The sequence below is a fragment of the Paenibacillus sp. IHB B 3084 genome (genome assembly GCF_001447315.1).
In the GTDB taxonomy this organism is placed as follows: Bacteria; Bacillota; Bacilli; order Paenibacillales; family Paenibacillaceae; genus Paenibacillus.
Genome location: NZ_CP013203.1, coordinates 375,748 through 390,476, shown reverse-complemented (window position 1 = coordinate 390,476; position 14,729 = coordinate 375,748). Strand labels below are relative to the sequence as shown.

12 protein-coding genes, 4 pseudogenes and 1 riboswitch are annotated in these 14,729 nt (G+C 40.1%); of the genes and pseudogenes, 9 read left to right on the top strand and 7 right to left on the bottom strand.

All coding sequences use genetic code 11. The features are described from left to right. Positions 1-200 precede the first annotated feature (200 nt). Positions 201-878: a tetratricopeptide repeat protein gene (locus tag ASL14_RS01845; RefSeq protein WP_134910231.1), complete on the bottom strand. Its 678-nt coding sequence runs from the start codon at positions 876-878 to the stop codon at positions 201-203. A 354-nt stretch (positions 879-1,232) separates the two neighbouring features. Beyond that, positions 1,233-1,393, bottom strand: a pseudogene (locus ASL14_RS27645) (XRE family transcriptional regulator). 285 nt (positions 1,394-1,678) lie between these two features. Between ASL14_RS27645 and ASL14_RS01835 the strand changes: the two are divergent. Further along, complete coding sequence (locus ASL14_RS01835) at positions 1,679-3,076, top strand: DNA-binding protein (protein WP_134910230.1); 1,398 nt, start codon at positions 1,679-1,681, stop codon at positions 3,074-3,076. Between the two features lie 582 nt (positions 3,077-3,658). Here ASL14_RS01835 and ASL14_RS01830 read toward each other — a convergent pair. Further along, positions 3,659-4,776 (bottom strand): annotated as a pseudogene (locus tag ASL14_RS01830) (IS3 family transposase); the annotation flags it as partial. A 390-nt stretch (positions 4,777-5,166) separates the two neighbouring features. Between ASL14_RS01830 and ASL14_RS01825 the strand changes: the two are divergent. Next, positions 5,167-5,561, top strand: a pseudogene (locus ASL14_RS01825) (NucA/NucB deoxyribonuclease domain-containing protein). Between the two features lie 197 nt (positions 5,562-5,758). Further along, complete coding sequence (locus ASL14_RS27205; protein WP_189338213.1) at positions 5,759-6,766, top strand: fibronectin type III domain-containing protein; 1,008 nt, start codon at positions 5,759-5,761, stop codon at positions 6,764-6,766. An 87-nt stretch (positions 6,767-6,853) separates the two neighbouring features. On the opposite strand, the gene ASL14_RS01815 is transcribed toward ASL14_RS27205, so the two are convergent. Continuing rightward, positions 6,854-7,372, bottom strand: coding sequence for a DUF3231 family protein (locus ASL14_RS01815; RefSeq protein WP_134910229.1), 519 nt, complete (start codon positions 7,370-7,372; stop codon positions 6,854-6,856). A 185-nt stretch (positions 7,373-7,557) separates the two neighbouring features. On the opposite strand from ASL14_RS01815, the gene ASL14_RS29185 reads away from it, so the two are divergent. Together ASL14_RS29185 and ASL14_RS01805 are read left to right on the top strand one after the other, a co-directional pair. After that, the gene (locus tag ASL14_RS29185) at positions 7,558-7,800 is read left to right on the top strand and encodes a WGxxGxxG family protein (RefSeq protein WP_134910228.1); all 243 of its coding nucleotides are present in this window, start codon (positions 7,558-7,560) and stop codon (positions 7,798-7,800) included. Between the two features lie 395 nt (positions 7,801-8,195). After that, positions 8,196-8,368, top strand: a riboswitch (M-box (ykoK) riboswitch). Positions 8,369-8,682: 314 nt separating this feature from the next. Further along, positions 8,683-9,228 (top strand): DUF1003 domain-containing protein, encoded by a 546-nt coding sequence (locus ASL14_RS01805; protein WP_134910227.1) that lies wholly within the window; start codon positions 8,683-8,685, stop codon positions 9,226-9,228. 65 nt (positions 9,229-9,293) lie between these two features. Here the strand turns inward: ASL14_RS01805 and ASL14_RS01800 are convergent. Further along, positions 9,294-9,569 (bottom strand): annotated as a pseudogene (locus ASL14_RS01800) (transposase); the annotation flags it as partial. Between the two features lie 1,425 nt (positions 9,570-10,994). Further along, on the bottom strand, positions 10,995-11,564 hold the full coding sequence (locus tag ASL14_RS01780; RefSeq protein ID WP_189338212.1) for a TetR/AcrR family transcriptional regulator: 570 nt from the start codon (positions 11,562-11,564) through the stop codon (positions 10,995-10,997). 219 nt (positions 11,565-11,783) lie between these two features. Here ASL14_RS01780 and ASL14_RS01775 point away from each other — a divergent pair, with 219 nt between their 5' ends. The 4 genes from ASL14_RS01775 to ASL14_RS27635 all read left to right on the top strand — a co-directional run bounded on the left by ASL14_RS01775 (position 11,784) and on the right by ASL14_RS27635 (position 14,282). Further along, complete coding sequence (locus tag ASL14_RS01775) at positions 11,784-12,140, top strand: NAD(P)H-binding protein (RefSeq protein ID WP_134910225.1); 357 nt, start codon at positions 11,784-11,786, stop codon at positions 12,138-12,140. Between the two features lie 96 nt (positions 12,141-12,236). After that, the gene (locus ASL14_RS01770; protein WP_134910224.1) at positions 12,237-12,812 is read left to right on the top strand and encodes a VOC family protein; all 576 of its coding nucleotides are present in this window, start codon (positions 12,237-12,239) and stop codon (positions 12,810-12,812) included. 17 nt (positions 12,813-12,829) lie between these two features. Beyond that, positions 12,830-13,510, top strand: a complete 681-nt coding sequence (locus ASL14_RS01765) for an SDR family NAD(P)-dependent oxidoreductase (RefSeq protein WP_134910223.1) — start codon at positions 12,830-12,832, stop codon at positions 13,508-13,510. 649 nt (positions 13,511-14,159) lie between these two features. Continuing rightward, entirely contained in the window at positions 14,160-14,282 is a 123-nt protein-coding gene (locus ASL14_RS27635; protein WP_134910222.1) for a sporulation protein YjcZ, read from the top strand. Between the two features lie 53 nt (positions 14,283-14,335). On the opposite strand, the gene ASL14_RS27630 is transcribed toward ASL14_RS27635, so the two are convergent. Beyond that, positions 14,336-14,707 (bottom strand): GNAT family N-acetyltransferase, encoded by a 372-nt coding sequence (locus ASL14_RS27630; protein WP_237171606.1) that lies wholly within the window; start codon positions 14,705-14,707, stop codon positions 14,336-14,338. Positions 14,708-14,729 lie beyond the last annotated feature (22 nt).

Below are 14,729 nucleotides of genomic sequence, written 5' to 3'. Positions count from 1 at the left end.
GTTTATATATAAACTTAAGAGTTTATAAACGGATTATAGGACCCAATCTTTGGCATGTCAACAACTGTTTATAAAAAAACACCTCTCATCCTAAGGATCAAAATACCGATCCAGATCGATGGAGGTGTTATGTGGATGAAACGTAAAACCGACCTTTCTCATGAGAGGAGAAAGGTCGTCCATATAAAATCCAGCCCTTTCTAGCCGATTAATTTACGGAATAAGCTGCGTACAGCCCACTTGCGTTCACTTCGTTTGCGGTATTTGGGCAGGGAGCGGTAGACAGCGATAGACTGGTTAAAAGCTGCCGTGGCCTCGTCTTTGCGTCCCAGCAAACGATACATCAAGCCTGTCAGATAATAGCCCTCGCTGGAAGAAGACTGAATCTCCTGAAACTGGTGTAGATAATGCAGCGCCTTGTTTACGTCACGTTCCTTGAAAGCTGCGGCCAAATGCAAATAAGGCTCACCGTATTGAACCCGTGGGTTAATGTCCAGTGCTTTCAGTAAATGCGGTTCTCCATCCTCGATGTGCCCCGTATGAACCTCAGCCGTTCCCCGTGCATTCCAATAATCTGCGGAACCCTCATAACGGGACTCGATGTCCAGCAGCAGCTCCAAAGCCTGATGATATTTCTTACTTTCGATCCAAATGCGAGCCAAATCGAACTTGGCAGCCACATCGTTGGCATTTAAGGCGATCTGCTGACGCAGCCGCGCAGCATTGCGCCTTCTTTTCCATGGTTTGCTGATGCTGGGTAATACACCGATAAAGCTGCGATCCAATATGTAAATCACAATCAGCAGTACGAGCAACGCCAGAAACGGGTTGCCGAGCAAACTCCATAATAGAGAGAAAATCAAAAATTTCCCGATCATCCTGCTCCCATCCTCCTGTACATGTAACTATCCATACTTTCCACATTATAGCATAGGGTCATCACAAGGGTCATTAGCATGGTGAGGCTTGCAAGGAGTATACCCATCTGTGAAGCAGCACGTTTATTCATCCTGATTGATGTACTGTTTTACCAGAAAAATCACCTTGGAGCGAGGGTAACCCCGTAGTTTATTATGATATTTGTAAATGCTTTTGAGGTAACAGTGGGCACAAATGAACGCACCCTTGGAAATAATGATCGAATCGGTCGAATGGCAGAGCACACACTGTTCAGGCTGATGCTTGTGAAAATATCGCATGTTCAAAGTCTCCCCTCTATGTACGATAGGTTTCTATGACTCGTCCTGAATGCCAAGTAATTGGGATACTATTTTCCTGTGTCGTTTGGCTTTTCTTGTACCGTGAATGAGATTCGACAGACGAGAAGGCGGAATTTGGTACGTCTCACAAACGTTTTCTGATCCAGTTGCCTTTCCACAAGCTTCTGCTTGATCGTCCATCCGAAGGGCGTTACAGGGTGTTTTTATTGTTGTCCAACATGATTCACCTTCTTTATGTATATAGGTTGAAAAATTAGTCTTGATTGGTTGCTAATTGGTTATTCAAAGCGTACCATGAGATAAAATAATTATCGAAAATAGATTTTCATTGAAAATTGCAACTTCATCGTGGGTATAATTGACATTATTTCTAGGTAAATTCTATAATCGGAATATTACGTAAAAAAGTAGGTTCTCTAAATGAAATTTTAAAATCATTACTGGAGGCGACATATTCATTGGAACAAGCCATTGTGATTCGTTCAGAAATACGAAAGTGTATGCAAGAAGAAGGCTTTACGCTAGGCGGTTTCTCGAAAGCAACAGAAATAAGGGGTAGCTACCTTAGTTTATTGCTCAATCACGATTCCCATAAATATCCTCTACCGATGCGACATTTTGATAGTATGATCCAGGCTTTAGGTAAACCAGAGGGATGGCTGTATGAGTGTTACGTGGATGAATGCTTTATTACAGGAAAGACGGATCGTCGTCGGGTGGAACCTTTTTTGCTGCGTTGTGCAGAGCTTGGGAAAACTGAATGTATAGAACGAGTATTATCTCGTTTAATGGAGAATCTAAATCAACTTTCTCTAGTGTTCGAAATTGCAGAGAAGGTACACGCAGCGGGAAATCAGCAGGGGGCGGTGCTGTTCTATGAGTGTGTGGCTGAACATGAGAAACACCAGCATTCCGAAACCTTGGCGATTAGCCAGTATCGGCTGTTTCGTGCCGCCTTGGGTCAAGACTTGCAGAAAAATAGAGATGCAGCCACACGGTTTTTACAGTTTCGAAATCGTTTGCCTGTACATTTCCAGTTAGATGGACTATTACAATTGGCAAACACATATTATACATTGAGTGACTGGAAACGAATGGGGGAGTGCGCTGACGAGTTAATCGTATTAGCAAAGGTCGTTTATCAGGAGCAGAATCAAAGAAAAACGAGTAAGCGAGAAAAGACTTCTTTGAATACAGAGCGACACTTGGTAGTGTATTATGGTCAGGGGTTCCTTTTAAAAGCAACTGAATATGAGAAGCAGGGTTTCTATGAAGACTCTAGAAAATATATTGATGGATATTCTGATTTGTCTTGGTTTAAAGGTCTGGATATTATTGGAATAGAGGAAATGAATAAGTTTAAAATGTTTGCAGTAGCTAATTCGTATATGTTGGATATGCTCATGGGTCATAATCACAAATTAACGGAATATACACATTATTTAGCCTCACATCCTCGTGAAGTTCTATTTGGATTGGCGATTATCGTAGGGACAGCAAATAAATACGGTTTTTCTATAGATAAAACCCTAGAGGAATTATCTGAAGAAATATCAAAATTCAACGAATATGATGATATTATTGCATTAGGAAGAAGATTACATTTTCATTATCATTTATCCCTGTATTATTTAGATAAAGGCTTGTCAGATCAGTGTATTCAAAATACTTTACAGAGTCTCAATTTATCAGTTACTATTAACAACAGTAGTATGTTTGCTCAGGGAGTTGCCTTGTTTGAATTATGCAGAGAACAAGCTACAGAAGGCCAACTAAACTGTTACAAAAAAATTTTGGAGGAGGTTAGAGTACATGAGAGGCTTAATCTCTGCCATCTTAGTAATAAGTTTCTTTAGTTTTACTTTCTGGAGTGGACAAATTTCAACGACTTTTCCTGATGCTATTATAAAGCCAATGGATCACGGTATAGGTTCCTAATTTCAAGACTGTCATACAAGAAATTTTCATATCGTAATTTCTTTATATATTTATATGATTAAGGTTTCAATAAAAAAAGGTAATAGACCCACATACACTACATAATTACATTTGACCCTTGCCACTTGCGGCAAGGGTTTTCTGCTTTTTTTCTATCATTTAATCACAGCAATATGTTTCTCGAGGAGTGATTTTTTTCTAGAAGATACGAAAAGGTGCTTACAACATGGCGAAAAAGGTTTATTCAAGCAATCACATTGAGCGATGTAAAAGAGATATCAGGATGAAATACGGATATACGTCATTTTACCCTTCTGATAACATCGTTTACATCCTACTTTATAGTAAGCGTGAACTTATAGAGCGAATATTAGTTCCACTGACAAGCTGCTAGAGGTACCTAAGGTTAACAGAGCTTTTTCTCGTTGAAGTAAATTCCGTTTAGCCTTGTCAAATTTATTGAATGACACATACTGGATTGTCAACACTAAACTAGACAATTTTTTGTGGTGCCTTTGCTTGAACTCAGCCGGACTCAAGTAATCCAGAGAACCGTGAATCCGAATATGGTTAAACCAGTGTACATAGTCATGTAATTCTGTGGTTAGCTCAGCAGGACTTTCGAAATGACGTTTCTTCACAAACTCCGTTTTGAAAATTTTAAAAGCAGCTTCCGCAACGGCATTGTCATAGGGACAGCCTTTCATGCTCAAAGAACGCTCAATCTGAAAAGCCTTCAGCGCATCGTCGATGAGCTTATTCTTGAATTTATTGCCTCGGTCGGTATGGAAGAGCTGAATGTCATTCAGGTTGCCCTTAAATTGAAGCCAAAGCACGGTAAACCAACTTGGCATCTTGTGGGGGCCTGCACTGTAGCCGATAATCTCGCGGTTAAACAGATCTACAAAGAAGCATACGTAGTTCCAATATGAACCCACTCGGACGTACGTCAGATCGCTTACGACGACAGATAACGCCTGCTCTTGTTCAAATTTCCGGTCCAGTACATTCGCTTGCTTGGCTTCATTGCATCTCGTGGGATGAGGCTTGTACTGAGCGACCGTATACGAGGAAATCAACCCGTATTCCTTCATGATTCGTCCAATTCTCCGCCTGGATACCGTAAAGCCTTGCTGGTGCAACGCTTTTTTGATCTTACGCGTACCGTAGTTTTGACGGCTGCTTTGAAAAATGTCCATAATCAGGGAGGAAAGCTCATCCTCCGATGTCACTTCTACTTTGTTTTCTTCATAATAATAGGTGCTTCTCGGAAGTTTTAGGACGTCGCACATGGCTGATACCGAGTATTTATGTTTATTCTGGCGAATGACATTTACTTTCGTCCCATGATCAGCGCGGCTTGCTTTAAAATGTCATTCTCCATGAGCAGTTGCTTGTTCTGTTTTCGAAGTTCGATCAGTTCTAATTCCTCTGGAGTCCGGTTGTCTTTCTCTTTGAAGGATCCAGATGTGGAACTCTGTTTCACCCATTTATCCAGCGATGAAGGATTCAAATCATATTCTTGAATGATATCCTTTCGCGGTTTACCACTTTGATAGAGCTGAACCATCTGCGCTTTAAATTCAGCGCTAAAGGTACGTCTTTCTTTTTTTGTCATGATCCGTTTGCTCCTCCTAGGTTGGTCTGTAGTCTACTATATTAGACCACAATTTTTCTGTCTAGAAGAGTGTAGCCGATCCATAAAACTTGGGCAAATGATTGGGAAGACTATGCAGCTTCCGAAGTAGGTTATAAGGACTTGAACTTCCTAAATGGGTATAGGCTCGATTCAATCTCTATTAGTTATACCGACTCCACATGCGAATTATTAGCAGGATGCACCCGTTACAAAATTCAAACTTATAATTATTCCACATATTAATAGCTCTTAAAAGGCTATAGCGCATAAGCGGTATAGCCTTTTTTTTACTTTACGACAAGCTTCCTGACACTTCGACACACCTCATAATATAGTATTGAGAAGATTTAATTATTATGGAGGTGTCATATGATAAAAGGAATCGCAAGAGGATTAATCGTATTTTTACTAGCTACTATTTTTTCCGTACAAGGCGTTTATGCTGAACAGACAGCAATCAACCAACAAGCTGGGTATACATTAGAGTTTCCAAGCTCACGCTACCCTGAAACTGGAGCACACATTAGAGATGCAATAGCAGCCGACACTCTGCTGTATGTACGATTGATCGGGACGGAGCCGAGGAAAACCGTAAGGAGTTATTAAAGGGAGTTCCGATGAAAAAAGGATATGACCGTGACGAGTGACCCATGGCAATGTGTGCAGAAGGTGGAGAGGGTGCAGACATAAAGTACATAAGACCGAAGGATAATCGTGGAGATGGAGGCTGGGTCGGTCACAAACTGGATGAATATGAAGATTGAACAAAAGTGCAATTTATCGTTAAATAAAGACATGGACTCAATCAGTGTAGAAGCTGGTATGAGTCCTTTTTTATACCCAATAAAAAATAAATATTCAAATATATAGATTATATTTATAGATTAGCAAGTTTATGTTTAGACACCCCTTTCTGAATTTTGTTATTCTTTGAACATATTAATCAAAGGAGCAATTTTTAATGAAAAAGATTTTCGGTTTAATTTTATCTATTACTTTATTGTTTGTACTACTCATTCCATTCTCTTCAGTCAGTGCTTATTCAGGTGGATTGGCCAATGGAAAGCAAGCCATCCTAAGTAGCACATTATGGGGAGAAGGGGAGTCAAGTCTACTAGCTACTGATAATAATAATAAAACAGGGATATCCCTAAAATCACAGTATTTAATTATCGATTTAGGATCTAGTTACACGGTAAGGTCCTATCGTTTTGATGCAACAGGTTCAATAAGATGGGATATGTATAATAGCGCTAAAGGTTACATCGCAGGATTCGGCACTAGTTCTTATCCAATGAATGGTTCTGTTTTTCAAGGCTTTTCTCCCAATTCGAGATATTTAGTCTTAAGTGGAACTGGAACAATTAATGAGCTTGATGTATTCACCGGGAGTGATGTTCCTGCTGCCGCTCAAAAGTTAAATGCTGTTGGCGGAGAGTCAAAAGTCACATTAAGTTTTGATTCGGTTGCCAATGCTACAAGTTATACGGTAAAAAGGTCTGTAAAATCTGGTGGTCCTTATGAGAACATTGCAGACATGATTAAAGATACCTCTTTCATAGATAGCAATGTTAAGAACGGTACAACTTATTATTACGTTGTAACAGCCGTTAATGATGGGGGAGAAAGTACATTTTCAAATGAAGCTTCAGCCACTCCAAAGGCAGTACTTATTCCTGATCCTAATCCAACTACTGAACCAAAGCCCTCAGAACCTGATGAAAATTTACCAGGTGATCGTGCCATAGTGGTAGTAACCATGACAACAGGATTAGAAAAAGAATTTGATCTGAGCATGAAAGAGGTCAATGACTTTATTGTCTGGTATGAGAGCAAGCAGGCTGGATCTGGTCCGGCTTCGTACGCTATTAACAAGCATGACAACAATAAAGGACCATTCAGTAGCCGAAAGGATTACATGCTGTATGATCGTATCCTAACGTTTGAAGTAAGTGAATACTCTAAATAAGATTAAATCCCCGCTAACCTTAACTGGTCGGCGGGGATTTTTGTTGAAGAATCTAAGGAACAGTGTGTTGAAGATCGTACAGGAAATTTAGGCTTTAACTGGTTCAGGTCGTTTTAATTGAAGAGGGGGAGGTATTAGCCAACCCTTTTCTTTGTTCATTTTTAGAATACGAACTCCCAAAGCAGTCTTAGTTAGATGATATTTCGCAAATAAAGCCCCGATGTCTTCTCTAATGGATTGACCCATAGCTTGGCTGCAAGATGTCAATCCCACAGAGGTATCTAATGCGATTTTAGCTGCAATTTCGGGATCAGTAAACCTTGCACCAGCCGGGATATCCTCAAGTTTCACAGGGGGTCTTTCAGGCATAATAGGGGCTGGGGCAATACCATTATCAGTAAGCATTGCGTCGCATTCTTGGATTTCCAGTTTAGCTTGATCAATAAGATCATCCAGTACTTTTTTGAGTTCTTTGTCTCCTGCGTGGTTTAAAAATGCTTGGTAAAATGAAACGCTGCCCTTTGCTAACGCCGAAAACTGCCACACACTATAAATTTCTCCGTAATGCATGGGCTCGTCTTTTGGATTCCCGCTTAGGATTCCCATTATAAAAACCACTCCTTGTTTACTTTAATGATGTACAAATTTATGATTCCCAGTAGTGAAGATTTAATGTGAAGGTAAAAGCAATACTGTCATTACAAATAATGTATACGAAATAAGTTCTACTGGGCATGCTAAATACATTAAAGAATTGATTGGAAACACAAATTTAAAGGAGTGGTTTAGGCATGTTGAAAAAAATGAAGATAATGGTGGTTGTTGCATTAATGATTTCAAGTTTTGGAGCGGTAGTAGCATTTGCTGAAAACAGTGAAACCAATATGGGCACAAAGGACAATGGTAGAACACAAATGCTGACTACTAATAATAACGATGACGATAATGATAATTGGGGATGGCTTGGTCTGTTAGGATTAATTGGATTGGCAGGTTTAAGACGTCGCGACCATGAAAACCACAAAAAAAGATAATCGTAAGTAACAACTCAAAAAACACCTTAAAAATCCCTGCTGTCCTTAACTGGTCGGCGGGGATTGTTTTGTTGAAGGAATTACCACATCGTTCACCGAATGATTATCGAGGTGATCAGCATGAACCATACATATAAAGTGTTAAAGTCGGATATCGAACTGTTTGCAGCTGCAGTAAGCCAGGTAAGAGTATATGTAGTAAAGCCGTTGAGTGAAGATATGGTGGAGGTTGTAGACTAGCTGTTTGCCGCACCTGCGGCACAGCGACTTTTTATTTTACATTATAAGGGGGAGTGCCAGCGTCGTTGTCACCAGGTGCAAACATATGTAAAATATAGTGAATATATTTGGGTTGACAGCACATTTGGACAGCAGTATGCTTGCAAGGGAAATATTGATGTCCTCGTTAGGTGAGGCTCCTATACGAACATAAGCCACTGCCCGGAAACATCGAAAGATGCCAATGGGTATAACAGGAATTGCCGGATTAAGGCTCTTCTTAATGTGGCTAAAGAACTTTGGTTCTTTTACGTCGTATAGTGCTAAAGCTCGACTTGGGGGAATCGGATATTTGCATGCCTTATCTTGCATGCAGAACGACGCCCCTTCAGTTGAGCTGAGGGGCGTTTTTATTTCAATGTGTTAGGTATTGGCAGTGACATGGTTCCTGTGAGACAAGTAAAATATGGAGCCAACAATGCGATATGGGAGAGGGGGTGAACCATTCTTATGAGTAGTCGAAGTTCGTCTGAACCGGATCCAGAACCAGTGAGTCTATTGGCAGTCGGGTTAAAACTAGATACCGTAATTGAGTATGGTTGCAACTCCTCTCCTACGGGGTAGTATTGGGCCTGACTGCCTTAAAACAAGGAGGCAGTCGACATGTCAAAAATGAATTTTTTTCAAAAAAAGCAGCAAAATAAAAGTGCTGCTCATATTCAAGGCTTTGATATTGAATTGAATCAGGAAAATACTCGTCGTATTGATCGGCTAGTCGATAGTTACGAAAATAGCATTCTTTCTCATTTAGATGAAGCGTACCAAAGAACGACAAGCTGGTCAGATCGTCTTGCGGATCGGATTGCATCATTCGGCGGTAGCTGGAGATTTATTACTTATTTCGCTATCTTTCTGACCATCTGGATACTCTTGAACAGCTTGCCGTTTACTCGCTTTCATTTCGATGAACCTCCATTTATCTTGTTGAACTTGTGTTTGTCCTTTATCGCAGCATTCCAGGCTCCGGTCATTATGATGAGTCAGAACCGCCAAACTGCAAGGGATAAGCATGAATCGATCATTGACTTCGCGATCAACTACAAAGCCGAACAAGAGATTGACGATATGCAGAGCCACCTTCATCGGATCGAAGGCGAACTGATTGAGATTAAAAAACTCTTACTTGTTCTAAAACAACCGAATGAATGAAGAACATAAATGACCCTTTGGATTATACGGAGGCCTCGTAGAAAAGTTGGATTGTCAACACTAAACTAGACAATTTTTTTGTGGTGCCTCTGCTTGAACTCAGCCGGACTCAAGTAATCCAGAGAACCGTGAATCCGAATATGGTTAAACCAGTGTACATAGTCATGTAATTCTGTGGTTAGCTCAGCAAGACTTTCAAAATGACGTTTCTTCACAAACTCCGTTTTGAAAATTTTAAAAGTAGCTTCCGCAACGGCATTGTCATAGGGACAGCCTTTCATGCTCAAAGAACGCTCAATCTGAAAAGCCTTCAGCGCATCGTCGATGAGCTTATTCTTGAACAGACATGTAATAAGGCGTTTCAATTTACATAACCCAATTCATTTTTGAATATAGTCTATCAGAACTGGGAATATATATCGAGATTAAAAAGTGTTCAACACCTGCAACTACTGAATAAAAGAATAAAGTAAATACCCTACTGGCAGTAAGCTGGCAGGGTATTTTTTGTTTATAGATACAAATTTATTGTGCGTAACGAAAGCTGTCTCGCTGATTCGAGTTCCTGGATCTCATGAAACCATGTAGTGGACTTTAGAAGTTTATTGGTTATCGCCAAACCAAATGTTTTCAGTTCCTGTCCGAGTGTCCGTCCAAACGGTTACAAGGCGGCCTGTTTGAGGAACAATGGCATTTCCAATGTAGTCTCCAATTAGAGGAAGGCCTGCGACACTAATAATGATAATCTTAGTTTTTCATCTAACGTTGTTTATCACATCTACGTATGGAATAGCTTAGCGAGTAAGTCACTGGTTTATTCCAATTCACTGACGATTAATGCGAATACTAGTCAAATTCTTAGTTTCAACATCGTAGGTAATACTTCTTACGAAGTTCAATTTCTTGTTACAGGCATGGTTCCAACAGATACAGTTATCACGGTATTCGGAATGGATTCATCTGGAAACGTGATTCCACATCAAAAAGTGCTGCAAGAAGAACTCACTCAAATTGCCCAACTTAACCCATAAGTTGAAGTAGCCGCAGTTTCTTTAATATAAAAGAGGAGGTCACCATGGCAAACGTACAAATCTCGCCAAGTACTAGTGTTCAGTTTGAGCCAACCATCGCGATAAACTGGCTCACTGTTTAGTCTAGTCAATTTCTTTATTTATACATACTGTATACCGTATCTTATAAAAAGGAGGAGTTCATGTGAGTGAATGTGGACATGAGCATAAGGTAAAACATTTTGGTGCTTTCACATCGCCAGCTGCAATTTTGGTACTTTTTATCCTGTTGGTTATCATCACTAAAGCCTGTTGGATTTAATTTTTAAAGCATCGTGGCGGTAACGTCCAATCCTTGTTTCGGTATAATAGGCTCTACTGGTATGTAACCGGTAGAGCCTTTGTAATGTTTACCTGTATGCCCTGTCCTCTGACATATTTGAGCTTATATTTATGTTGTACTATAAAGGAGGTTCAAGCCATGAGCGGATATGAAGGGTAATATAGTTGCTAGATCAATCAAGCTTACAGGCCAGATCGACAGCTCAGAAATGAATGCTTCAGATATAAAGGCCAGTACAGTTAAAGCAAGTACAATACGAGGTAGCAAGTTAATCGGTAATGAGATCGAGGGCGGTATCATTACGGGAGCCTTGTTCCGAACTGCTATTCATTTATTCAGATAAGAATGATACTGCAACATACGAAATAATACCTTTTTCGCTAATTGATAAGTTAAAGAACGGGATAACTCGCTTAAGAACGGTAAATCTGATTCCTTTCAAACAATCCCCATACCTGCTCTGCCATGTATTTAGGTGGATGAGGCATGTTATTTAAAATCCACCATTCAATTACCCCGGTGAACGCAAAGGCCATAAATTGCGTAATCAATTGCTTGTCATACCCCTTATTAAGGTCCTCCATATTGACCTGATCTTTTATGTTCCCTGCCACGATCTCCAACATATGCTCCCGAAAAGCAGGGATTCCTTTATTCGAAAGCATGGAAGCGTAAAACGTATGGTTCTGCTCAAAGTATTGAAAAACAGGTAACAATGAATGGATAAAATTAACTTTCTCTTGGTTTGGATCGGTCGAGATGCAAATAGAAATCATTTTGCTCAAATGCTCATCGATGCATTTGTTAAGAAGATCGTATTTATCGTTGTAGTGAAAATAAATGGTTCCCCTATTAACATTCGCCCGATCCGCAATCTCATTAATAGTTATTTCTTCAAAATCCTTCTCCGAGATCAAACCGATAAATGCATTAAATATGGCTTCCTTCGTTTTTAGGATTCTTCGATCGATTTTAACTCCCATAATGTATAGCCCCCAGAAGATATTTAACAAATCATTTGATTCCGTTGAATATTAAACAAAAATCACTTTATTAGCGATTGAAGCAATCATCATATTCCATATAATAATAACCAACGAACGTTATATATTCAACAAAAGTTCGATTAAGTTTTGCTGTAACCTTGATGTTTATTGGGTTAAAAGAGCAATTTAATAATAAAGCATCGAGGTGATCGACTAATGAACATAACGCTTTTTGGTGGTAGTGGTGCGATCGGGAAAATTTTGACTGAGGTAACAATTCAAAACGGGGATAACGTTACCCTTTATGTTAGAAATGCGGGGAAAATTGGACAGAAACATGAGCAGCTAAATGTTGTCGAGGGTCAATTATCTAATCAAGACTTGGTGGAAAAAGCAATATCGAATGCTGATATCGTCATTAGCACATTGGGACCCGCGCTCGATACGTCCAGAAAATTAAAAGGTACCCCTGTTGCGGATGGTCATGAGGTTATTGTTACACTTGCTACTCCAACCTTGAAATCTGATAAGGATCGGAATTTATGCACCATGCAGCTTCAAACCAATCCTTAATTCATCAGATGCCGATTGTATACAACAATTAAGAAAGCCTCCGTTAGGGTAAAAAGTAGCTGATTAATTGAGGTCTAAAACTGAGGAGGTGTTCAAATGGCAGAAAGAAGTGAAGTAAAGCATTCCGCTCTACATCATGTCGGTATTACAACAGGTAAAATCGACGAAATGTTGTTGTGGTACAGTAAGGCGATCGGAATGAAAATCAATTTCGAGAAAGTTAATCCAGCAGGTAACCTTCCGGGCGTTAAAGCAGCATGGGTGACGAACGATAAAGCAAACCACCGAATAGCGCTTATTGAAATTCCCGGATTACCTGTCGCTGAAACGGGTAGGCCTCGCTCAAGCATTAGTCACTTAGCATTCGAATACGATTCTCTTGATGATCTTCTGGATACGTATATCCGGTTAAGAGATATCGGTATTAAGCCTATCGTAACTGCAGATCAAGGTATCAATATTGCCTTCTACTATAAAGATCCCGATGGTAATACAGTTGAGCTTACCATGGTTATGCTCGGAGATTGGGACAAATCCACTTCCTTTATGAAGACATCACCTGCATTTGCGGAAATGCCTATGGGGAAATATGTGGATGTTGAAAAAATGCTCAAGGCCAGAGGGCCCCGTAGGCGACTACAAGAAACTGTAAAAGCAGCAGCTGAATTTTAACTAGGAGGATATACAAAATGAAAACACTCGTAATTGTCGGAGCAGGTCCAGGACTAGGTCAATCGTTAGCACGTAAATTCGGCAAAAATGGATTTCAGATTGCCTTGATATCTCGAAACCAGAGTAAACTGGTTGATCTAGTTTTGGAGTTAGAAGAACAGAACATCGCGGCAGCTGGCTTTGCAACTGATTTGTATAGTAAAGAACAGCTGGAGGGTGCTTTTGCAGCAATCAAAGAGAAGTTTGGTTCAATTGATGTCGTGGAGTTTAGTCCAACGGTTGGCAACTATCCACCTACTCCAGCTTGGCAGGTAACAGACGAGAATGCCTTAGACATCTTTAACGGCTTTATGATTGGTGCAATTCGAACCGTCCAATCTGTCTTACCTGATATGATTAAGGAGGGCGAAGGCGCACTCTTGTTTACGACGGGCCTATCTGCAATTTATCCGATGCAAATAATGGGGAACATCGGTATTGCTATGGCTGGTTTACGAAACTATTTGATCAATCTTCATGCTGATCTTGCGCCTAAAGGTATTTATGTCGGACATCTCTCTTTGGGGGTATTCATTAAGCAGGGAACGCAAACAGATCCTGACTACATTGCTGAGGCGTGGTTTGACATGTACACTAGACGAGACAAGGCCGAAGAAACTTTTCCGGTCGGTGTAACCCCAGAAACAATAGTATGGTGATTTGAACTCAGTCTATTTTTTAACGAATAACGATAGTTCAATTCCACTGTAAATTCTTAAGAGAAACGTTCTATTATATATTTGTACCAGTCAATCCCTGAGTCTAATGTGTAGCCTTATATTAAGGACTCCTAATAAGTATTTGAGGTAACTGGTACAAGATTGTGGTTGGATAGCCTGATACAGTCAAACGCGCGTGCCAACCGATGCAGCGGTGTGGAAGCCAACTTAGATGAGCAATACCTTAAAAAACGGATAGAAATTCTTCTGGAGTGGAAATCAGTGTTATTATGTCTTGCAGAAGGTGAACTGTCCCCCTTTGATAAATGGTGCGCTGGAATAAACTTAGTCAGGAAGACCCTGAAGTTGAAAACATATTGAAAAATATCAACAAGACAAACAACCAATCAATGAATGAATGGGACGCTAGAGAAGCTTGAAAAGCTGGCTGAGAGTAATAGGAGTATTGAGCTGAAAGAAAAGCTACTTGGTTAGTTATGGATTCTGAACGGAATAGGAACAAACAATCCCCGCTAACCTTAACTGGTCGGCGGGGAATTTTTTCGTCGAAGTAATTTCCGCTTAGCCTTGCCAAATTTATTGAATGGCACATACGGTGTACGGTATCTAAATAAAAGGAGGAATTCATGTGAGTGAATGTGTTGGAGGAGCTGAGCGTAGGGAAAACTGTTTTGGTGCTTTCACATCGCCAGCAGCAATTTTAGTACTCTTTATTCTGTTGGTTATCATCACTAAAGCCTGTTGGGTTTAATTTTTAAAGCATCGTGGCGGTAACGCCCAATCCTTGTTTCGGTATAAAAGGCTCTATCGGTATGTGATCGATAGAGCCTTTGTAATTATTACCTGTATGCCCTGTACTCTGACGTATTTGTGCATATATTTATGCTGTACTACAAATAAAGGAGGTTCAAGCCATGGGTGGATATGAAGGTGGAGCAGGTTATGGTGGACATTTCCTTGATAATCTGGATTCAAAACGTAACCCAATTCTGCATTAGTATCTTTGACATGAATACCAATGCCGCCGATCAGGATTCCATCGTTTTTCAGACAAATGGCTAGTTCGTAATCTTGTCTTGGCTGTTCCTGCTGTGAAGCTAGAACTTGTTCTATATACGCCTTTGTATCTTCTTCTGTATTCGGTCCCCATGCTGTATGCCTGGTGACTTCAGGCAATGAAGTGTACGTATGTATACTT

What these genes read in the sequence shown, in the direction of transcription:
- ASL14_RS29185 (WP_134910228.1), top strand. Translation starts at nt 7,558, where the DNA reads ATGTTGAAAAAAATGAAGATAATGGTGGTTGTTGCATTAATGATTTCA.
- ASL14_RS01815 (WP_134910229.1), bottom strand. Translation starts at nt 7,372, where the DNA reads ATGGGAATCCTAAGCGGGAATCCAAAAGACGAGCCCATGCATTACGGA.
- ASL14_RS01775 (WP_134910225.1), top strand. Translation starts at nt 11,784, where the DNA reads ATGAACATAACGCTTTTTGGTGGTAGTGGTGCGATCGGGAAAATTTTG.
- ASL14_RS01770 (WP_134910224.1), top strand. Translation starts at nt 12,237, where the DNA reads ATGGCAGAAAGAAGTGAAGTAAAGCATTCCGCTCTACATCATGTCGGT.
- ASL14_RS27205 (WP_189338213.1), top strand. Translation starts at nt 5,759, where the DNA reads ATGAAAAAGATTTTCGGTTTAATTTTATCTATTACTTTATTGTTTGTA.
- ASL14_RS01845 (WP_134910231.1), bottom strand. Translation starts at nt 878, where the DNA reads ATGATCGGGAAATTTTTGATTTTCTCTCTATTATGGAGTTTGCTCGGC.
- ASL14_RS01780 (WP_189338212.1), bottom strand. Translation starts at nt 11,564, where the DNA reads ATGGGAGTTAAAATCGATCGAAGAATCCTAAAAACGAAGGAAGCCATA.
- ASL14_RS01765 (WP_134910223.1), top strand. Translation starts at nt 12,830, where the DNA reads ATGAAAACACTCGTAATTGTCGGAGCAGGTCCAGGACTAGGTCAATCG.
- ASL14_RS01805 (WP_134910227.1), top strand. Translation starts at nt 8,683, where the DNA reads ATGTCAAAAATGAATTTTTTTCAAAAAAAGCAGCAAAATAAAAGTGCT.